Genomic DNA, 18,189 nt, shown 5'->3' with positions numbered 1-18,189 from the left:
GCGCGTGCTCATACGGTGGCGAGGTCGAGCGCGGTGAGGGAACCGTTGCCGATGCCGGTCTCGGTGACTGTGCCGTCCGCGTCCAGAAGGACGAACGACGGGTGGTGGCGTACGCCGAAGGTCCGGGCGAGCGGGCCGTCCGGGGCCTCGACGGTGGTGAGCTCCGTGCACGGGGCCACGGCTTCGAGCAGCGGTCCGGCGGCCTCGGGCGCGCCGTTCACGATCGCGACGACCCGTGCGCCTGCCGGGGCGTGCGTCTCGGCCCAGCGCCGGACGGCGGGCAGGCTCTCGCGGGTGGGGCCGCAGTCGGGGCGCAGGAAGCAGAGCAGAGCCGTGTGACCGGACAGGTCCTGGGCGGTGACCTCGCCCTGTGGTGTGTGCAGCGTGAACTCCGGTACGGGGTCGCCCTCTTGTACGGCTAGTTCGGGTGGGCCGGCAGGTGCGGCGGAGGCGTGGGCCGCATGGGCGGAGGCGGTGACGGCGGCCCTCCAGCGCTTCACGACCGCGGCGGTCAGAAGGGCGTTCGCGAGAGTGATCGCGGCGAGCAGGGCGAGGCCGGCGAGGGCGTAGTTCACGGGGTGGTCGTCCTTTCGGCGGGGGCGGACTCCGGCTGGAGCGGGTGGCGTGGGAGGCGGGCCCGTACGTCAGGCGCGCGTGGCCGGGGTGGCGAAGAAGACGGCCAGGTCGTCGGTGAAGACGGCGAAGGCGGTGAGGTACACGGCGGCCGCCGCGGCGAGCGCGAGTGCCGGACCGCTGAAGGGTGTTGAGGCGCCCTGCGCGAGGACGATGCCGCCGCCGAGCAGCGCGAGCCCCGTGAGGAGCGCGTTGCGGGCGACGTGCCACGCGCCCATCGGCACGGCGGTCCTGCTGCCGAAGCAGGGACAGCCCGCGCCGCCGCCGCGCCGCATGGCGGAGACGGCCACCGCACAGAACGCGGCGCACAGGGCCGCGGCGAGCGCGAGGCCGGCGGCCAGCGTCCCGGGCACGGCGAGCAGGACGGCGGCGGCGAGTTCGGCCACCGGCACAAGGACGGCGAGCGCGGGCCGCACGGCGTCCGGCACGAAGCCGAAGTCCCGTAGCGCCAGGGCGAACCGGCGCCGGTCGCGGAGCTTGGCGAGGCCCGCCACGGCCAGGACGCAGACCAGGGTCAGCCGGCAGACGAGCAGCAGATCGGACAGGAGCAGCGAGTCGGACACGAGGCACTCCGGAGGGGTGGACGGCGACCGAGGGCAGGCGGACCGGAACGGCGGGCGGGCCGGGACGGCGAGGAGACCGCGACGGTCAGGGAGGCGACCGTGGACAGCCGGCGGGAACGGGGCGGGCCGCACGCGGCCCGCCCCGCGGGTGTCAGCAGTAGCTCCAGCTGCCGCAGCTCACGCCGCACGCCGCCGTGTAGCAGCAGCGGCGACAGCGCTGGGCGCTGGTGGACCACTCGGTCCAGCAGTCCGGCGGGCAGCCCGCCTCGGCCTCCGCCTTCGGGAGGATCCGCTCGATCAGTCGGCCGGCGCCGGCCTTGAGTGTGCGCATGGTTCTCCTCTTCCTGTGGGTTGGGGATGTGCGTACTCCGCGGTGCGGCCGCGATCCGCGGCCGCACCGGGGTTCAGGAGGCCGCCGGCACCGGTTCACGGTCGGCGGCGAAGGGGGCGGTGACCACACCGTCCCGGTAGCGCAGGATCGTGGGGAACGCGGGCACCTGCAGCGCGCGGAACAACGGCGCCGCCTCCGGGTGCACCACGATCTCGTCCGCGATGCCGTCCAGTTGGCCGGTCAGTGCGCTGTCGCCGGCCTCCTCCCCCATCACGAGGGCCACGGCCCGGCCGCCCGCCGCACGGGCGCGCCCCGCTTGTTCGGCGAAGTCCGGGAGGCTGTCCGTACAGGACGGGCAGTCGTGCGAGAAGACACCGAGCAGCAGCTCACCGGAGCGGAGGTCGCTCTCGCTCAGGGTGCGGCCGCTGACCGCGGTGGACGTGAACTCCGGGAGCCGATCGCCCGGTTGAGGCCCCTGGCCCGCGAAACCGTCACGGCGGCGGACGGCTTCGAGCTCCTGCCAGCGGCGCAGGATGACGACGAGCAGGACGGTGTTGAGCGCGGCGACGGCGGCGACGAGCACGAGACCCGTGATGACGTAAGGCAAGTTCCGACCCCCTGGCGCGGATGGGCGCAGATGCAGGAGGGATCAGTGTGAAAGGTGGTGCCTGTCGCAAGAATGCCAAGATCTTGCCAGGAACATGACGAGGTGCGCATGATGCCGCCATGCTTGCCACGGGGTCTCGTTTCCGGGTGCTCGGCACCGTCGAATGGACCGTCGACGGACGCCCCGCGGCCATCGGCCGCCGCCGCGAAAGGCTGCTGCTCGGCCTGCTCCTGGTGGAGATGGGGCGGCCGCTGCCGATGGACCGGCTGACCGATCTACTGTCCGAGGAAGGCGAACGCCCGCGTCCACGGGCCGACTTGTACGTGGACGTCTGCCGATTACGGGCCAGCCTGCGCCGGGGCGGCGACGGCTCCGTACAGCTGTTGCGCAGCGGCTCCACGTACACCCTGACCGGCGATCCCGAGCTGGTCGACCTGCACCGGTTCACGCGCCTCGTCGACCGGGCGCGCGGTGCCACCACCCCGCAGGAGATCTCGCGCCTCGCCTCGCTGGCCCTGGCGGAGTGGCGGGGGCCCGTCCTGGAGGATGTGGCCTCCGACCGCATACGGCGCGGAGTCGGCGCGGCCTTCGAGGAGCTGCATCTGACGGCTCAACTCCTGCATGTGGCGGCCGAGTTCGATATCGGCAACTACTGGCCGCTCGCCGCCGAGCTGGCCCGCCTCACCGAGGCCCACCCCGAGCACGAGACCCTGCTCGCCTTCCGCGCCGCCACCCTCTACGCATGCGGCCGCCGCGCGGACGCCCTGCATGTGCTCTCCTCGGCCCGCACACGGCTCGCTGCCCGGCTCGGCCTGGATCTGACCCGCGAGCTGAAGGACCTCCAGGACGCGATCCTGCGCGACGGTCCCGTCCATCCGCGGATGCTGCGACGGGGGGCGCTGGGCTCGGTGTGACGGGCGCCGGTGAGGAGTGCGGGGCGCCGGGTGGGGAGTGCGGGGGCGCCGGGTGACGCCCCCGCGGAGCACGAGGCACCGTATGACGGGCGCCCGCCTAGTACGAGGCACCGTATGACGGGCGCCCGCCGAGCGATGCCGGCCGGTCAGGCTCCCAGCCACCACGGGCTGGTGTACGCGACGCCGAAGTCGTTGCAGGCGTGGCCCGCGGGACCCGGGGTGCCGTTGGCGACGGACGGGTCGGAGACGCGCAGGACGACCCAGTTCCCGTCGGCGGCGTTCAGCGGGACGGTGAGGTCGGCGACCGCGCCGTTCACCGTGTCCACGACGTCGACCACCGTCGGGGCCTTGGTGCCGGGGCGCAGCACCTGGGCCCGCAGCGGCTTGCCGTCCCAGTCGGGGCCGCGGTCGATGTCGACGAGGAAGCGCACGTCGCCGGAGGTGACCGGCAGCGTGCCGCCCATCCGTACGCCGTTGGCCGTGGCGTCCACCCGCAGGCCGGAGACCCGCGTGGCGAAGGAGCGCCGGGCGCGCATCGCCTCGAACACCCCGGCCCGGGTGTTCTCGGTGACCCACAGACCGCTGCGCCCCTTGCCCTCGTGGAAGCCCCAGGTGGTGCCGTGCTCGTCGGTGACGCCCGTGAGGCCGGGCCGCCAGCCGGAGTTGAGGCAGACGACCAGCGGCGACGCCTTGCCGGACGACCAGCCCTCGAAGAGGTAGTCGTCGGTGCGGTTGAACATCTCCAGGCCGACCATCTGCTGGAGCACCGAGGCCTTGAAGGCGAACTCGTTGAACCGGCCGGGCTCGCGCCCGGGGTGGTTGAAGCTGCCGAGGCCCGCGGGCCGTGCGGCCAGCCAGTTGTAGAGGTTGCCGGGTCCGGCGGCGCGGAGCAGGTCGGCGAAGTCGCCGGTGTTCCAGACGTTGATATGGCCTTCGAGCGGGCTCGACCACTCGAAGCCGCGGATCGCGGTGAACTGCCCGGGGTCGTTGGCCGCGTCCGCGAGCTGGCCCTGGGTGCTCCACTCGCCGGAGCTCAGGCCGTCGATCGCGAACAGCGTCGCGTGGTCCGTGAGCGCCGCGACGTCGAGCCCGGCCTCGCGCATGGACCCGAACGCGGCCTGCGCGGAGCCGTCACCGTCGGACATCACGGTGTGGTTGTGCATATCGGCGTGGACGAGCGTCGTGCCCTGCGTCAGCTTCGAGGTGCGCGAGGCCGCGAGCAGCGGCAGCGCGGAGCCGGCCTGGGTGGCGTGGGCGGCCCGCGCGCTGCCGGGCATGGCGGCGAGCATGAGCAGGCCGCCGGCGGAGGCCAGCACGGCGCGTCTGCCGAGCCCGCCGTGCTGGTGATCGACATGGCCGTACGGGACGGCGGGGTCGGCCGGGTGATCGTGGTCGTGAGCGCATCCGTGCGCGTGGTGGGGGTTCATGGCGCGCAAGCTAGCGCGGGCATGCCAAGACGGATACGGCCCGGAACGTACGACCGGGAGAACAGTTCGGTACGGCTCAACTCACGCCGCTGACAAGGTCGTTGCCGTCAGTTCGAAGCCCACCAGGTCGACTCGGCGAGCGCGGTGTAGCCGAGCGACTCGTACAGCGGACGTCCGAGCTTCGAGGCGGTGAGGGTCACCCGCAGGTCCGCCAGGGGCGCGAGCGAGCCGAGCATGACGGCCCGCCCGACACCGCGGGAGCGGAAGGTGTCCGGCGTGCCCACCCAGTAGTGGCTGCCGATCCCTTCGTCGACGACGGTGACGCAGGCACCGGCGGGCTCACCGTCGAGGACGGCGAGGAACACGTCCACGCCCGGCTGTTCGAGGAGCGCGTCGGGAAACATCTCCCCGGGCCGGTACGGCTCGAAGCGGCCGAGGCCGAAGCCGCCGATCACCATCCGCTCGGCGTCCTGCAGCTCCTGGGGCTTGTGCACCCGGACGACCTCCATCGCCGGCGCGGCCACGGGTCCCGGCTCGCGCACCATCACCGGCATCTGCCAGTTGCGCATCCCCAGGTGGCCGAGGTCGGTGGCACTGAACGGATCCTCGGCATCCACCGGACCGCTCGCGCCCCGCGCCAGCCCGGTCAGCTCCGCGAGCTCGTCCGCGTCGAGGTCCGGTTCCTGCAGCAGGAACCGGGTCCCGGCGCGCTCGTCGCCGACCGCGGCGAGAAACCCGCGGCGCCGTACGACCTCGTGGCCGCGTGACTCGGCGGTCGCGGCCCAGAAGGCGGCGGAATTGCGGGCCTGACGCCTCGCGGCCGACTCGGGCATGGGGGCTCCTCTTCGTTCGGGACAGTTCGGTTCGGTTTCGGGTCAATTCGCTTCAACTGCGGGCCGGTTCGGGCCTGGTCGCCGCGCGCTGTTCAGGCATGGCCGCCGCCTACTCAATCACGACTCGGACGCGCCTCGGGAGGGCGATCGTCTCCGGCGGCCGCACCTCCACGACCACCCCCGTCCCGCCGGCCTCCGCCGTCTCGTACAGCGTGATCCGGTCGCCCGGCGCGAGCTGCCGCCAGCGCGCGGCGGTGAGCGGCAGGAGCCGCACCGTCGCCGTCGCGCCAGGGGCGAGTTCGGCGGCGTGCTCGACCCACAGCCGGGCGATATCCAGCTCGCGCGCCCCGCCGGCGCCGATGTCCCACATCGGCCGCAGCACGCCGGCGCCCGGCACCGGCGTCCGCCGGAACGCCTCCCCTGCGGGACACAGGGTCAGCTCGGCCCGGATGACACCGGCCCGCGCCTCCCCACCCCGCAACCGGCACCACTCCCGGCTGCGGCCGAAAGCCAACTCCTGTGCGGCAGCGGCGAGGCGCTCCGCAGTATCCGGGCGAGGTCCATGGGCCGGATCATGGATCACCCCGGCGCCGGGCCGGCGCCGGACCGGCGCCCCGCCGAGTACGCGCAAAGATCTTCCGTATGCCGGAGTTTCGATTCCGGATATCGGTAGGCTATGATCCGCTCCCCCGCCCTGTCGACCAGCCGAGGCAGCCGCATGAGCGACCTCCCCGGCACTCCATCCGCCTGCCCGCGGGCGACGTGCAAGACAAGGCACTCGTCTTCGGGAAGGAACCCGCCCCATGCGCCTGCGCACGCCTCTCATCACCCTCGGCGTTCTGTCCGCCCTGGCGCTGGGCGCCGATCTGGCGGCCGAGCAGATAGCCGAGAACCTCGCCGCGGGCCAAGTCGAGGAACGGCTCCCCGGACAGCAGGGCGGCGTGGACGTGGACATCCTCGGCTTCCCCTTTCTGACGCAGGCCGCGGCCGGTGAGTTCGACGAGATCGACATCACCGTGAAGGACACCGCGGACCCCACGGGCTCCTCCGCCCTGACCCTGCCGAGCGCCACGCTGACCGCCCACGGCGTACGCGTCGAGGGCATGTCGAGCGCGGTGGCCGACAGCATCGACGGCGAGGCGGTCGTCCCCTACGAGGCGCTCGCGCAGGCGCTGCAGCGCCAGTACTCCGAGCAGGGCGAGATCGAGATCGCCGCCGTGACGGGCGGCGCGAACCGGGTCCGCGTCACCACGGGCGGGCAGCATGTGATCGCCCGACTGACCGGCCAGGGCCCGGACTTGGTGCTCACGCCGGAGACCGAGGGCGCACCCCCGCAGATGGTCACCCTCTCGAGCGGCCCCTTCCAGGCCGACATCACCGGAGTCACCCTCACCGACGAGGGCATCCGCCTCCACATCGCCTCGCGTTCGGTCAGCTTGGGCTGAGGGCCGCCCGAAGGGCACAGTCGGCGAAGAGGGGCACCTGCCGGGTCGAGGGCCCAGGCCGCTACGAGGAGCACAAGCCGGGACGTCGCGTGCGGAGTATCAGTCCGCCCGGGCGCCCGCCTTCGGTCCGGCCTGCAGCGCCGCGTCCGCGCGCAGCGTCTCGCCGCAGGTCACCACGCGGGACGCCGCCGCGCCGCCGCGGCGTCGCATCACCCAGCGCGCGGTGGCCAGCAAAGCGCCCACCGTCCCCGAGATCGCCAGGCCGATCAGTACGCCCAGCGGGCCCTCCCCGGCCGCCGCGCCGCCGAAGTAGCCGAGGCCCACGGTGTACGCGACCCACACCGACTCGGCGGCGCCCGAAGCGCACAGCATGCGGCGCGACGGGAAGCGCACCAGGCCCGCGGCCGACATGCCGACGGTGCGCCCGCTCGGGGCGAAACGTGCCGCGATCATGAACGGGATCCCGTAGCGCTCGATCCGGGCCGCCGCCCACTCCAGCGCAAGCCGCCGCCGGGGGCCGCGGTTGAGCAGCCGGACCAGGCCGCCGCCGAAGCGCCGGGCGCTGCCGTAGATCAGCAGGTCACCGAGGACCGCACTGCACACCGCCACCAGGAGTACGGCCGGCAGGTGGAGCCGGCCTGTGGCCGACAGGGCGCCCGCGGTCATCAGGAGCCACGAGTTCGGCACCAGCGGAGGCACCACGGTCAGCACGATCAGGAGATACGGCCACGTCCCGCTCCACTCACCGATGCCTCTCACCGTCCTCTCGTCACCCATGACACCCGCATGACACCTGTAAGAAGAACCTGACACGTAACACGGCGGATTTAACAAGTCCGCCGTGAAGGTCAGGGAAACACCCGGGCACCCCTAAGGGGCGGGATCCGGCTGGTTCCTCTGGGGCCGATGACGGGCCGGCGGACGTCGGGGACGGACTGCCGTGCCACTCCAGGCCTGGCCACCAAGTCCCGTACACAGCAGGCCAGTTGGCGGTCGCGACGGTCAGGGATGCACTGTCGCAGCGCGTCGAATGCACCGTCCCGGGCGCGCTCCTTGGCCACCGGACCATCCGGGTGGTCCGAGTGGTCCGGATGGTCCGGATGGTCCGGGTGGCGCGAGTAGCCCGAGTGGTCCGAGTGGTTCGGGTGACCCAAGAGATCCGGACGATCCGAGGGATCCGGCAGATCCTCGTCCTCGGCCGAGGCGGCCGCGCGCAGTGCCGCCTCGACCCGGCGGTTGCTGGTCAGGGACGCCGTGATGGCGGTCATCGCGAGGAGGAGGGCCGCGGCGGCGTACAGCGGGGTGCGGACGTCGTACCGCGTGGCCGGCCAGCCGCCGAGGAAGGCGCCGAAGGGGGCGGCACACATGGCCAGCATCCGGGAGGTGGAGGTGACCCGGCCGATGAGGCGGGCCGGGACGATCGCCTGCCGCAGCGAGCGGCCGAGCACCATCGTGGCGCCCATGCCGGCCCCGCAGACGGCGAGCGCGAGACCGGCCGCGTACGGATTCGGGGCGGCGGCCAGTCCGAGGACGGCGAGCAGCGCCGCACGTGCCGTGTCCTCGACCCACATCGTGCGCCGGCGGTCCCAGCGGTCCACCAGCGCACCGCCGAGCACGCCGAAGAGCAGCCACGGCAGGGTGCCCGCGGCCGTGACGACGGCGAGTGCCATCGGGTCCCGCGTCAGCGTCAGGGCGATCAGGGGCAGTGCCGCATGGATCACGCCGTCGCCGAGCGAGGAGATGGTCTGTGCGGTCCACAGCCGGCCGAATCCGGGCGGCAACCTCCTTATGCCCAAACGCACTTGGCGTCCCTCTCGGCCTACTGGACCTGTCCGGTCTGCACGCCCTGTCCGGTCTGCTCGCCCTGCCTGGCCTGCTCGCCCTGCATGCCCTGCGCGGCCCGTTCGCCCTGCCCGCCCTGCGCCGGCCGGAACAGAGCGAAGACGAGCGACGTGTCCGGCAGCGACGGGTCGGACAGCTCGCGGTACTCGTCCGCCAGCGCCTGCAGCCGCGCCCCGAGCTCGGCGAACTGTTCGCCGGTGAGCCGCAGATGCGCCATCCGTACGTGCCGCTCGCCGTCCGGGGGGCGAGTCCTCCAGGTCGGCCACCGCGTGCCGCATCAGGACATCGGGCTCCCCCGCCCCGCGGTCCGGCAGCTCGATCGACCGTGCGGCCATCGCGCAGTACCGCTCGGTGAAACCTCGTACTTTGCGCGGGGACTCCCGCCAGGCCCCAACACCCCTGGTCCGCAGGCCCCTTGGGCGACCACTATTGACTAATAGTCAATTGCGCACGACGCTCGGGACCACCGCTCCATCGGCCACACTCCGCCCGGGAGGTCCCGTGAGTACGGAAACGACGGCGCAGTTGAGTACGGAGTTGAGGGATGCCCCTCCGGCGAGCTTCGGGCAGCTGACGCCCGCACAGACCGGCGTCCTGGCCGACGCCCTGCGCTCCCGCCGCGAACGCCAGGCAGCCGGCCTGAACGAGGCCGCCGAGGACGCGCTCAAGCTGGTGCCCGCGCTCGCCCGCGGACCCGTCCGCCGCATCCTGTTCCGCTGACCCGGAGGCCATGTCATGGATCCCTCGCACAGCGCCGCCACCGAAGCACCGCAGCACAGCGCCGCCACCGAGGCACCGCAGCACAGCGCCACCGAAGCACCCCGGCCCCACGCCGCCGAAGTACTGCAGAACCGCGCCGAGACCGAGAAGATCGCCGCGCTCCTCGACATGGATCCGGCCGCCATCGGCTTCCTCTCCGCGCTGCCCCTCCAGGACGTACGGCGCTTCCGCGAGCAGGCCGTCGCCGCCCTGTTCGACCAGGTGCCGGACATGCTGGACCGGATCGCCGCCGCCACCAAGCTGGTGCCCGCCGGGGTGGCCGCCGCCATCTCGCAGAAGGCGCTCGGACCGCGGCTCGCGGCCGCCGTCGCGGGCCGCCTGGAGGCGGGGCGCGCGGCCGACATCATCGAGAAGCTGCCGGTCGCGTTCACGGCCGAGTCCTGTGCGCACCTCGACCCGCGCCGCATCCCGCAGATCGTGGACCGGCTCGACGAGAACCTCACCGTGCGGATCGCCGTACGGCTCGCGGAAGAGGGCGACTACCTCACCATGGGCCGCTTCGTCGGGCATCTGCGGGACTCGGCGCTCAGCCGGATCCTGCCGCACGTCCCCGACGCGACCGTGCTCCGTACGGGATACGCCATCGACCGGCCCGAACAGCTCAGCCGCATCATCGAGTTGATGGGCGGGCAGCGGCTCGAGTCGGTCATCGCCTCGGCCGCCGACGGGCTGTGGCCCGAGGCGCTCGCGGTGGCCGGCATGGTGACCGGCGAGGAGCGGGCCCGTATCGCCTCGCTCGCGGCCGCACAGCCGCCGGAGCGGCTCGACTCACTGGTCACCGTGACCGCCGAGCAGGGTCTGTGGGAGTCACTGCTCCCGCTGGTGGCACTGCTGCCCGCGGACGAGCTGCGGGCGGTCGCCGTGCTGCCCTCGCTGCGCAGCGCCGAGGTGCTCACCGGGGTCGTACGGGCCGTGGTCGGCACGGGGCTGTGGGCGGAGTTCCTGCCGCTGGCGCAGCTGCTTCCCGAGGAGTCCCGCAAGGTCGTGGCGGACGCCGCGGGCGCGCTCACCGACCCCGAACTCGACGCGCTCGCCCGCGAGGTGGACAAGCAGGACCTGTGGGATGTGGTCCTCCCCCTGGTCGAGCTGATGTCGGACGAGGACAAGACCCGGATCTTCGCCCTGCCGGCGTTCCAGGACTCCGCGGGGTAGACGGCGTGGAGGCACGGGGAGCGCGGCCCTCAGTCGCGCTCCCCGATCCCGCGCTCCCCCACCACGCCCTCCCCCACCACGCCCTCCCCCACCCCCGTCACGTCCATCGAGGCCCGCCAGTGCCGCTCCGGGATCCCCACGAGGCCGTACAGCCAGCGCACCGGCGAGCTGCGGTGAAGGAGCACCACCCCCGCGAGCACCGCGAACAGGAGCAGTCCGAAGACCGCTCCGAGCAGCCGCATCAGGCCACTTGCCACCAGCGCGCCGAAGAACGGCAGTCCGTACACGCCCGCGGCAGCGATGGCGATCGCGACGATACGGGGCACCTTGCGGTCCTCGTCGCCGCCGGGCAGGTCCCACCCCTCCAACAGCCAGGCGATCTCGGTGACCAGCATCGTGCCGATCACGGCGGCCCCGAGCAGGAGCAGCGCCAGGAAGGTGCCCGACGTCAGGAAGTCCAGGATGTTGTTGACGATGCTGTCCTCGGGCCAGTCGGCGAAGTCCCGTGCGCCGGTGGAGAAGAAGCGGGCGTAGCCTTCGCCGTCCCAGCCGTGGATCAGCGTCCCGAACAGCAGGAAGTACCCGCCCACGCACTGCAGATACGCCCAGTAGCCCGCGCCCATGAGCACGAGGGCCTGGGCCGCGGTGAACCCGAGCAGCGTGGCGACGGGGATGCCGCCCGCATAGAAGAGGACGAACCCGGCCCAGATCCCCCGGTGGCCGTCCGCGACCTGCATGGTCGCCCAGGACGGGTTCTGCCAGAGCAGGAACAGGCCGGTCGGCACGAGCAGTACCGTCGCGAAGAGCATCGTCAGGGTCAGATACGGATTGGCGACCCGGCTGCGGGTGCGGGGGCCCTCGCCGACGCTCAGCCGCTCCCAGATCTGGAGCTGGCGTCCGGCGGCGACGGCGAACGTGGCCCCGATCGCGTAGGCCCAGAACAGCGCGGCCTGGATCTGGATCATGGCGCCGCCTCCAGGGTGAGTCCGTCGGCCACGATCACGTCCGAGGTGACCAGGGCCTGTTCGGCCTCCACCTGGGTCATGAAGACGAACGGCGGCACGACGGGCGGCACGGGCAGGCCGTCCGGCGTGAAGGTCAGACAGAGCAGGCCTTCGAGGCAGCCGCTGAACTTGGTGAGGTAGAGCGTGACATCACCGGACAGCTCCAAGGTGTCGGCCCCGAGCCCCAGTTCGTCGCGCCCGTCTCGCGTCCGCAGCCGGTAGTCGTCGAGCGAGGCCGCCTTCATACGGAGCACCATGACCTTCAACGGTCCGTCTGCGGTGGGCAGTTCCTCGACCCCTGCGAACAGGAAGCCCTGCGGGGCGAAGAGGGAGGTCGTGACCGTCGGAGGCGTGCGGGCCGCCACGATGTCCTCAGCCGGTGCGGCCAGGGCCCGGCCGACCCCGGGGCCGTGGACCGCGCCGACGAGCACCACCGGGAGCAGCAGCCCGAGGGTGCGCGTGCCCTGCCCGTCCCGTATCCGCGCGCGCTTCGCCTTCTCCTTGGCGTCCGGGTCGACCGGGGTCCAGCCGAAGCCCATGGCGCTGCCCGCGATGCCCAGGAGCATGCCGACGAGGAAGCCGCCGAGGTTGGTCGCGGCGAACGAAAGCACCGACAGGATCAGGGCGTTGATGCTCACGTAGTGCCGTGTGTGCGGCAGCAGCCACAGGAAGAGCCCGGCCACGATCAACGCGAGCCCGATGCCGATCGCCGCGATACCGCCGAGCCCGAGGCTGACCAGGACGGTGAGCGGCGACAGCGGTACGAGGAGCAGCTCGACGCCGCCGAGGATCAGGAGCAGTCCGCCCCAGAACGGCCGGGTGCGGCGCCAGCGGCGCAGGACCCGGCGCGCCTCGGGCCCCGGCAGCCGGCGGTCGAGCCACCCTCCGCCGCCGTCGCTGCCTGCGCCGCCTCCTCCGCCACCACCGCCGACGTGTCCGTCGTCGCCGTGGCGGTTCAGAAGCACTTGTCGCCGTCCAGGCTGACGTCCACGCGCATGCCCTTGAGCCGGAAGTTGCCACCCGTCGCGGACCACGCGTTGGACTTCACACCGGACACCTCGATGTCCCCGGCCTGCAGACCGAACTTGCCGGCCTCGCCCTTGACCCCCTCCACGCTGTCGAGGGTGGAGGCGTCCCGGCCGATCTGCGCCGTACCGAAGCGCGCGTCGCCGACGAGGTCCTCTCCGTCGATGACGAGGTTGCTCGCCGTGACGTTCCCGGCCTCGCCGCCCGCCGTCAGCTTGAACACCACGGTGCCGATGGGGGTCTTCACCTCCGCGGCCTGGCAGATGTCGGAGAGCGTGGCATCGCCGATGCCGAGCAGGGCCACGGGATGGCCCTTGCCGTCGACCGAGCGGTCCACCTGCACATACGAGGCGAGTCCCTCGCTGGAGAGCTTGCCCGACGAGACCTGGAAACTCGTTCCCGAGACGGCGAAGGACGCGGCCAGGGCGCCCTGGGCCATCACCGAGGCCATCAGACCGACGCAGAGCACCGCCGGCAGGGCGACGACCGCGGTCTTCTTCCAGTTGGTTCTGCCCACTGGGGTGGGCCGCTGCTGTGAGCTCACGGTGCCTCCCGTACGTCGTCCACGTGCGTAAGGGGGGTGCGTGGCCGGATGCGGGAGCGCGCCGCATGCGGCCCGTTCTCTCGCGGAACATCGACGCAGCTCGGCGCGGTGCGCGATACTGCGCGCCGTACTACGGGCATTCCGCGGGCAGTTGGAGACTAGGGCGCAATTTGAATAATAGTCAACAGCGCGGCAGCACCGGGCGTTCCCAGGCACGCCGCGCCGAACTCATCGCCATCGGACGGAAGTTGTTCGCCGACACCTCGTACGACGCGCTGTCGATGGACGACATCGCCCAGCGCGCGGGGGTCGCGAAGGGACTGTTCTACTACTACTTCAAGTCCAAGCGCGGCTACTACCTGGCCATCGTCGAGGACTCCGCCGCGGCACTCGTCGCCCGCGCGGGCAGCGCGCAGGATCTGCCGCGCACGATCCGCGTCCACCGCACGGTCGACGGCTATCTGCGCTTCGCCAAGGAGCACCGCGCGGCGTACCGCGCGATCGTCACGGGCGGCGTGGGATTCGACACCGAGGTCTTCGCGATCCGCCATGCCGTACGCGAGGAGCTCATCGCCACGATCGCCGAAGGGGCCTACCAGCGGCGGGACATACCGCCGCTGGCCCGGCTCGCGCTGGTCGGCTGGCTCAGCGGCGTGGAGGGGGTGACTCTCGACTGGCTCGACCGCGCGGAGCCCGACCGCGAGACGGTACGGGAGCTCCTGGTACGCCAACTGCGCCGCACTCTCGACACCATCGAGGAGCTGCTGCCGCAGTGGCCGGCGCCCGAACCGGATTAGGCCGGCACCGACTCGAGCCGGCGCAACGGAGCCAACTGGACCGGAACAAGCGTGAACGCATGTCCATCATGGCAGGTCAGCGGCGTTTTTCGTAGGACGGAACGCACAGTTCGCGAGCCTTGTCCGGTCCGCTCCCCGCGTCCCAGAATCTCCCTCGTACTTCTCACCGGAGACAGGGGGCACATGGGGAAAATCGATCACGACGCGGTGCTGCGGGCTCGCGTGCTGCTGCTGGGGTCCGGACGGCTGAGCGAGCTCCAACTGGTCACCGCGTACCGGGTCTTGGCGGAGGTGAGCCCGAAGGCGTATCTGCCGAAGCTGGTCGACGCGCTTCTCACGCTGAGCTATCACACCCGGGACCCGAAGGTGGACGTGGCGCTGCGCGCCGAGGCCGTCGGGGCCGCGCGGAGGATCGAGGCCGGGGAGCCGAGCCGTACGGAAAGGCTGTGCAGGGCGCTGGACGCCTATCAGCGGGCCCTGTTCGCCCTCGGACGCCGAGCAGAGGGACGTACGGTCTGCAAGGAAATGGCCGAGGCCGGGTGGAACGGGAGGCTGGCGAACATCCTGGCGGAGGAGGGCCGCTTCCGGGAGGCCGCGGAGCTCAACGAGAAGGCGGTACGGAACGGCCAGCCGGAGCATTCCTTCTGGCACATGGTCGAGTGGGCGGCGAACCTGGAGGGCGCGGGCCTGCACGACAAGGCATCTGCCGTCTTCGGTGAACTCCTCGACGAGACCCGGCGCAAGGCCGCCGAGCAGGACAAGTCGCCGGCCATCCTCACCTGGGAGCTGGTCCATCTGTCCCGGATGCGCGAGGCCGCCGGGCACGGTGCGGACGCCGCGGCCCTCCGGCGGGAGGCCCTGACCGTCCTGGAGGAGCTGGCGACGACGGGCGAGCCGAAGAACTGGAGCTGCATTCTCGCGTGGTGGGTCACCCTGTTCGCCCTGTCGGGACGGGCCGACGAACCGGCGGCGACCGCCGAGTCCCCGATGCCGCCCTTCGGCGCCGACCGTCAGTGGTCGGCTGATACACGAGAGGCCTTTCTCGGCACTCTGCCCGAGCTCGAAGCGCAGGCGGCGGGGCTGCGCGAGGCGGGCCGGCTGCCCGAACTGGCCGATGTACAGCGCAGAATCAGCATCCGTGCGGCCCTGCGCGACGGCGGCCGTCCCCACCGTTTCGAGGAGCGGTTCAAGCCGTACTTCGACGAAGGCGTGGCGCTCGCCCGCCGCCTGCCCGACGACCCCGCGCGGCTCGCGCGGGCCTTGACGGACCGCGCGATGTTCCTCGTCGCCGCGCGGACCTTCGAGCCCGCGCACGCCGACTTCGCGGAGGCCGTCACCCTCCTCGCCTGACCCCGGGGCGTGTTCGGCCGTGCCGTGCCTGCACGGCCGGACACGCCAACTCTCCGATCAGAGCCCGCGCACCTCGAAGTCGCGGAAGGCGAAGTGGCTCCAGGTGGTGCGGAAGGCGAAGTGGCCGCCGAGGTAGGGAGCCGGATCCTCGTAGGCGAATATCCGGACGCCGCCCAGCCACCACTCCTGGCGGGGGCCGTCGGAGACCAGGCGGACGTGGTGGGGAGCGTTGGGGGTGAGCAGGGGTGCGGTGTAGTCGAAGAGGAGGGGCCGCACGCCGGGTTCGCCCACGTAGCGGCGCAGGCGGGTGGTGGTGTTGTAGTTGGCGCCGAAGCCCGCGTAGTACATCTTCAGGAAGTCGCAGTCGGCGAAGGCGCCGGTACGGGGGGTGGCGAAGAGGTCGTGGGGCGAGCGGACGTCGGAGGCGTTCCAGAAGTTGTTGAGGTCGGAGACACGGTCGTTGGCACCGCCGGCCGACACCGGGGTGGCGGTGTAGGTGATCTCGTAGGAGGCGGGCAGCTTCCGCTTGAACCAGATCGTGGCACCGGCCGGTGTGTCGACCTCGAGCACACCGCCCGTCGCGGTGACGGTGCCCCCGGCCTCCAGCTCGACGGCCCACTGCCCGAGCCCGTGCCGGAACCCGTCCCTGGCCAGCAGCCTGCGCCCGCGCCGGGAACCGGCCGCGGCCCCGGCCGGATCGAGCGCGGCCAGGGCGACCCCGGCGGCGAGGGCGGCGAAGGCACGGCGGGAGGTGCTCATGATCGGGTTCCTTCCGGGGGCGGGCAGTGCGCGGCGCACCACAACTTCCGTGTACGGTCCGGGAGTCGGGCGACGGATCGCCGCCCACAGTGCCCGTTGAAACGGTTCAACGCCACTCTTTCCCCGCCCGCGACACAGAACCGCAACAGCGGCCCATGCCGCCGTACGGAAAGCGCGCAGGCATCACGCCGCAGCTCGCCGGGAACTGTCCGCCGGCCTTGCCCTCACCCGATGTAAGCGAGCACTGCCAGCACCCGGCGGTTGTCCGCGTCCGAGACCGGCAGGTCGAGCTTGGTGAAGATGTTCGACGTGTGCTTGATGACGGCGCGTTCGGTGATCACCAGGCTCTGGGCGATCGCGGCATTGGAGCGGCCTTCGGCCATCAAGGACAGGACCTCGCGTTCGCGCGGGGTGAGGCGGGCGAGCGGGCCGTCGCGGTGGGCCCCCTTGGCGAAGAGCTTGGCCACGACGTCGGGGTCCATCGCGGTGCCGCCGGCGGCGACGCGGCGGACCGCGTCCACGAAGCCGTCCGGGTCGAACACCCGGTCCTTGAGCAGATAGCCGATGCCTCCGCTGCCGTCGGCCAGGAGCTCACGGGCGTAGAGCTGCTCCACGTACTGGGAGAGGACGAGGACCGGCAGACCGGGCACCTGGCGGCGGGCCTCCAGCGCGGCCTGCAGGCCTTCGTCCGTGAACGTCGGCGGAAGCCGGACGTCGACGACGGCGACGTCCGGCCTGTGGTCGAGCAGGGCCTTGAGCAGTCCCGGCCCGTTGTCGACGGCGGCCACCACCTCGAAGTCGTACGACTCGAGGAGGCGGACCAGGCCGTCCCGCAGCAGGAACAGGTCTTCGGCTAGGACAACGCGCACGGCAGCTCCATGGTCAGGGTGGTTCCCGTACCGGACTTGCTGTTCACGGCGAGTATTCCGTCGAAGGCGGCGAGCCGGCGCTCGATCCCTCGCAGGCCGGTGCCGCGCGAGGGGTCGGCGCCGCCCTCGCCGTCGTCGATGACCTGGCCGCGCAGCGCGCCGCCCTCGTACCAGAGGTCGATGCTCACGCTGTCCGCCGAGGCGTGCTTGGCGGCGTTGGTGAGGGCCTCGGCGACCGCGAAGTACATCGCGGACTCCACGGGGGCCTCCGCGCGGCCGGGCAGATCGGCCTGCACGGTGACGTCGAGCGGGCAGTCCATCGCCAGGGCGCGCACCGCGTCCGCGAGACCGCGGTCGGCGAGGACCGGCGGGTGGATGCCGCGGACGAGGTCGCGCAGCTCGGTCAGCGCGGCGGCGGAGGCCTTGCGGGTGTCGGCGAGGATGGCGCGGACGGCCTCGGGGTCCTTGGCGAGCAGCTGCTCGGCGACGCCCAGGTTCATGCCGAGGGCGACCAGGCGGGCCTGCGCTCCGTCGTGCAGATCCCTTTCGATACGGCGCAGTTCGGCGGCCGAGCTGTTCACGGCGTCGCTGCGGGTGTCGGTCAGATGCCGTACGCGCCGGGCGGCGGCGGTGGGCGCGAGCAGCGTCCGGGCCAGGGCGGCGTGGGCGCGCAGGGCCGCGGGTCCGACGGCGAGGCCGGCGAACAGGGTGATCAGGCCGAGGGCGGCGGCGTACCAGGCGGAGGTCATGTCGCTGATCTCCACCCACAGGTAGTAGTTCTCACCCGCGTCGGCGATCGGCTGATAGACCGCGGGCATCAGGACGCCGCCGAGGCCGCCGACGACGAGGGCGAACGGCAGCAGCGCGAGCACCACGCCGGCCACCGGGTTGACCAGCATCCAGGCGAGGTCGCGCCAGGTGGCCGGGTCGGTGAGGACCCAGTGCGTGCGCTGCCACTGGCCCTTGAGGCCCGGTTCGGCGGCGGGCGGCGGCAGGTACGGCTCGGGAAGGGCGACGCCCGACCAACGGGCGGCCGTCCTGCGGGAGGTGTTCACGACCGCCCGTACGGCCACGGCGAGCGCGGGGACGAGCAGCACGCCGAGGCCGACGCCGAGCAGCGCCACCGCCGTCACGAAGAGGCAGAAGAGGACGAGCTCCGCGATGGCGAGGCCCAGGACGGGCAGCCCCCTGCCGGCGGATCGGATTCCGGTCCGGATGTTCACTGTGTTCACGGTCGTCCCATTCCCCTCTGCGCACGGCTCGCTGCCGTGGTGATGCCCCGAGTCTGTTCGACGCCGGGCCTGCGCACACGG

20 protein-coding genes and 2 pseudogenes are annotated in these 18,189 nt (G+C 72.3%); 6 read left to right on the top strand and 16 right to left on the bottom strand.

The genetic code is table 11. The features are described from left to right. Positions 1-8: 8 nt before the first annotated feature. From H9Y04_RS00230 to H9Y04_RS00215, 4 genes are all read right to left on the bottom strand, one after another. Complete coding sequence (locus tag H9Y04_RS00230; protein ID WP_187811539.1) at positions 9-575, bottom strand: TlpA family protein disulfide reductase; 567 nt, start codon at positions 573-575, stop codon at positions 9-11. 69 nt (positions 576-644) lie between these two features. Continuing rightward, positions 645-1,196, bottom strand: a complete 552-nt coding sequence (locus tag H9Y04_RS00225; protein WP_187811538.1) for a MauE/DoxX family redox-associated membrane protein — start codon at positions 1,194-1,196, stop codon at positions 645-647. Positions 1,197-1,347: 151 nt separating this feature from the next. After that, positions 1,348-1,527, bottom strand: a complete 180-nt coding sequence (locus H9Y04_RS00220) for a hypothetical protein (protein ID WP_187811537.1) — start codon at positions 1,525-1,527, stop codon at positions 1,348-1,350. Between the two features lie 73 nt (positions 1,528-1,600). Continuing rightward, complete coding sequence (locus H9Y04_RS00215) at positions 1,601-2,134, bottom strand: redoxin domain-containing protein (protein ID WP_187811536.1); 534 nt, start codon at positions 2,132-2,134, stop codon at positions 1,601-1,603. A 119-nt stretch (positions 2,135-2,253) separates the two neighbouring features. Between H9Y04_RS00215 and H9Y04_RS00210 the strand changes: the two genes are divergently transcribed. Then, the gene (locus tag H9Y04_RS00210; protein ID WP_187811535.1) at positions 2,254-3,048 is read left to right on the top strand and encodes an AfsR/SARP family transcriptional regulator; all 795 of its coding nucleotides are present in this window, start codon (positions 2,254-2,256) and stop codon (positions 3,046-3,048) included. 146 nt (positions 3,049-3,194) lie between these two features. Here H9Y04_RS00210 and H9Y04_RS00205 read toward each other — a convergent pair whose 3' ends face one another. The 3 genes from H9Y04_RS00205 to H9Y04_RS00195 form a co-directional block, all read right to left on the bottom strand. Beyond that, positions 3,195-4,475, bottom strand: coding sequence for a CehA/McbA family metallohydrolase (locus H9Y04_RS00205; protein WP_187811534.1), 1,281 nt, complete (start codon positions 4,473-4,475; stop codon positions 3,195-3,197). Positions 4,476-4,582: 107 nt separating this feature from the next. Next, a complete protein-coding gene (locus H9Y04_RS00200; RefSeq protein WP_187811533.1) occupies positions 4,583-5,308 on the bottom strand; it encodes a GNAT family protein in 726 nt (241 codons plus the stop codon). Between the two features lie 109 nt (positions 5,309-5,417). Continuing rightward, entirely contained in the window at positions 5,418-5,822 is a 405-nt protein-coding gene (locus tag H9Y04_RS00195) for a hypothetical protein (RefSeq protein WP_187811532.1), read from the bottom strand. 289 nt (positions 5,823-6,111) lie between these two features. Between H9Y04_RS00195 and H9Y04_RS00190 the strand changes: the two genes are divergently transcribed. Continuing rightward, on the top strand, positions 6,112-6,753 hold the full coding sequence (locus H9Y04_RS00190; protein ID WP_187811531.1) for an LmeA family phospholipid-binding protein: 642 nt from the start codon (positions 6,112-6,114) through the stop codon (positions 6,751-6,753). A 99-nt stretch (positions 6,754-6,852) separates the two neighbouring features. Here the strand turns inward: H9Y04_RS00190 and H9Y04_RS00185 are convergent, their stop codons facing one another. The 3 genes and pseudogenes from H9Y04_RS00185 to H9Y04_RS00175 all read right to left on the bottom strand — a co-directional run. Beyond that, complete coding sequence (locus H9Y04_RS00185) at positions 6,853-7,512, bottom strand: DedA family protein (RefSeq protein WP_308800810.1); 660 nt, start codon at positions 7,510-7,512, stop codon at positions 6,853-6,855. Between the two features lie 407 nt (positions 7,513-7,919). Continuing rightward, positions 7,920-8,534: pseudogene (locus tag H9Y04_RS00180) on the bottom strand (MFS transporter); the annotation flags it as partial. 38 nt (positions 8,535-8,572) lie between these two features. Then, positions 8,573-8,966, bottom strand: a pseudogene (locus H9Y04_RS00175) (hypothetical protein); the annotation flags it as partial. A gap of 130 nt (positions 8,967-9,096) precedes the next feature. Between H9Y04_RS00175 and H9Y04_RS00170 the strand changes: the two are divergent. Both H9Y04_RS00170 and H9Y04_RS00165 read left to right on the top strand, forming a co-directional pair. Next, positions 9,097-9,315, top strand: coding sequence for a hypothetical protein (locus tag H9Y04_RS00170; protein WP_187811530.1), 219 nt, complete (start codon positions 9,097-9,099; stop codon positions 9,313-9,315). 15 nt (positions 9,316-9,330) lie between these two features. Further along, positions 9,331-10,527 carry a hypothetical protein gene (locus H9Y04_RS00165; RefSeq protein ID WP_236070482.1) on the top strand — a complete coding sequence of 399 codons (1,197 nt, stop codon included), beginning with the start codon at positions 9,331-9,333 and terminating at the stop codon, positions 10,525-10,527. 29 nt (positions 10,528-10,556) lie between these two features. On the opposite strand, the gene H9Y04_RS00160 is transcribed toward H9Y04_RS00165, so the two are convergent. Genes H9Y04_RS00160 through H9Y04_RS00150 form a run of 3 tightly spaced genes read right to left on the bottom strand, consistent with a single transcriptional unit; the run spans position 10,557 to position 13,008 of the window. Continuing rightward, complete coding sequence (locus H9Y04_RS00160; RefSeq protein ID WP_236070481.1) at positions 10,557-11,492, bottom strand: hypothetical protein; 936 nt, start codon at positions 11,490-11,492, stop codon at positions 10,557-10,559. Beyond that, entirely contained in the window at positions 11,489-12,496 is a 1,008-nt protein-coding gene (locus tag H9Y04_RS00155; protein WP_438818048.1) for a DUF6114 domain-containing protein, read from the bottom strand. The genes H9Y04_RS00160 and H9Y04_RS00155 overlap by 4 nt, the downstream gene beginning before the upstream one ends. Continuing rightward, on the bottom strand, positions 12,487-13,008 hold the full coding sequence (locus H9Y04_RS00150; protein WP_214660712.1) for a DUF6230 family protein: 522 nt from the start codon (positions 13,006-13,008) through the stop codon (positions 12,487-12,489). Before H9Y04_RS00150 ends, H9Y04_RS00155 begins: the two co-directional genes overlap by 10 nt. Positions 13,009-13,271: 263 nt before the next feature. Between H9Y04_RS00150 and H9Y04_RS00145 the strand changes: the two genes are divergently transcribed. After that, entirely contained in the window at positions 13,272-13,898 is a 627-nt protein-coding gene (locus tag H9Y04_RS00145) for a TetR/AcrR family transcriptional regulator (RefSeq protein WP_236070480.1), read from the top strand. 183 nt (positions 13,899-14,081) lie between these two features. After that, a complete protein-coding gene (locus H9Y04_RS00140) occupies positions 14,082-15,248 on the top strand; it encodes a hypothetical protein (RefSeq protein WP_187811527.1) in 1,167 nt (388 codons plus the stop codon). Between the two features lie 57 nt (positions 15,249-15,305). Here H9Y04_RS00140 and H9Y04_RS00135 read toward each other — a convergent pair whose 3' ends face one another. The 3 genes from H9Y04_RS00135 to H9Y04_RS00125 form a co-directional block, all read right to left on the bottom strand. Then, a complete protein-coding gene (locus tag H9Y04_RS00135; RefSeq protein ID WP_187811526.1) occupies positions 15,306-16,007 on the bottom strand; it encodes a DUF6250 domain-containing protein in 702 nt (233 codons plus the stop codon). Between the two features lie 224 nt (positions 16,008-16,231). Then, positions 16,232-16,876 carry a LuxR C-terminal-related transcriptional regulator gene (locus H9Y04_RS00130; protein WP_187811525.1) on the bottom strand — a complete coding sequence of 215 codons (645 nt, stop codon included), beginning with the start codon at positions 16,874-16,876 and terminating at the stop codon, positions 16,232-16,234. Beyond that, on the bottom strand, positions 16,861-18,108 hold the full coding sequence (locus tag H9Y04_RS00125; protein ID WP_214660686.1) for a sensor histidine kinase: 1,248 nt from the start codon (positions 18,106-18,108) through the stop codon (positions 16,861-16,863). The genes H9Y04_RS00130 and H9Y04_RS00125 overlap by 16 nt, the downstream gene beginning before the upstream one ends. Positions 18,109-18,189 lie beyond the last annotated feature (81 nt).

Source organism: Streptomyces polyasparticus (assembly GCF_014493765.1).
Lineage (GTDB): Bacteria > Actinomycetota > Actinomycetes > Streptomycetales > Streptomycetaceae > Streptomyces > Streptomyces polyasparticus.
The sequence above is the reverse complement of the archived record's forward strand: the minus strand, read 5'-3'. Positions and strand labels throughout refer to the sequence as shown.

Excerpts from the sequence above, each read along its gene's own strand:
- H9Y04_RS00220 (WP_187811537.1), bottom strand. The coding sequence starts at position 1,527 with ATGCGCACACTCAAGGCCGGCGCCGGCCGACTGATCGAGCGGATCCTC.
- H9Y04_RS00210 (WP_187811535.1), top strand. The coding sequence starts at position 2,254 with ATGCTTGCCACGGGGTCTCGTTTCCGGGTGCTCGGCACCGTCGAATGG.
- H9Y04_RS00205 (WP_187811534.1), bottom strand. The coding sequence starts at position 4,475 with ATGAACCCCCACCACGCGCACGGATGCGCTCACGACCACGATCACCCG.
- H9Y04_RS00200 (WP_187811533.1), bottom strand. The coding sequence starts at position 5,308 with ATGCCCGAGTCGGCCGCGAGGCGTCAGGCCCGCAATTCCGCCGCCTTC.
- H9Y04_RS00190 (WP_187811531.1), top strand. The coding sequence starts at position 6,112 with ATGCGCCTGCGCACGCCTCTCATCACCCTCGGCGTTCTGTCCGCCCTG.
- H9Y04_RS00165 (WP_236070482.1), top strand. The coding sequence starts at position 9,331 with ATGGATCCCTCGCACAGCGCCGCCACCGAAGCACCGCAGCACAGCGCC.
- H9Y04_RS00160 (WP_236070481.1), bottom strand. The coding sequence starts at position 11,492 with ATGATCCAGATCCAGGCCGCGCTGTTCTGGGCCTACGCGATCGGGGCC.
- H9Y04_RS00150 (WP_214660712.1), bottom strand. The coding sequence starts at position 13,008 with ATGGCCTCGGTGATGGCCCAGGGCGCCCTGGCCGCGTCCTTCGCCGTC.
- H9Y04_RS00140 (WP_187811527.1), top strand. The coding sequence starts at position 14,082 with ATGGGGAAAATCGATCACGACGCGGTGCTGCGGGCTCGCGTGCTGCTG.
- H9Y04_RS00135 (WP_187811526.1), bottom strand. The coding sequence starts at position 16,007 with ATGAGCACCTCCCGCCGTGCCTTCGCCGCCCTCGCCGCCGGGGTCGCC.